At 62.0% G+C, this 266-nt stretch carries 1 protein-coding gene; it reads left to right on the forward strand.

Annotation, left to right across the window (positions count from 1 at the left end; translation table 11 throughout):
• Positions 1–40: 40 nt before the first annotated feature.
• Positions 41–266: hypothetical protein (locus tag AC6UDG_RS07625; protein ID WP_500706979.1), on the forward strand; the 226-nt coding region annotated here is incomplete at its 3' end.

Below are 266 nucleotides of genomic sequence, written 5' to 3' on the forward strand. Positions count from 1 at the left end.
GGTGATGCCTGCGGTGGAGGATTGACATTGGGCGGGGTGCATGAGCAAGCCTGCCTCTCACCCGGATCTCGATCGTGGCGACCGTAACGTACACGTTGCCGTTGCTAAAAGTATTTTGAACAGCCAGGGCTTTGCGGCCGGCACGGGTGAGCTTTTTGATGAAAAGATGCAGGGGGCGCTGGTGGCGTTTCAGGGTTCGCACGTGGGGCCGGATGGGAAGCCGCTGCAGGCGATCGGGCGGGTGGGGAGGAAGACTTGGTGGGCGC

The organism is Fructilactobacillus sp. X2R1C1 (assembly GCF_059901435.1).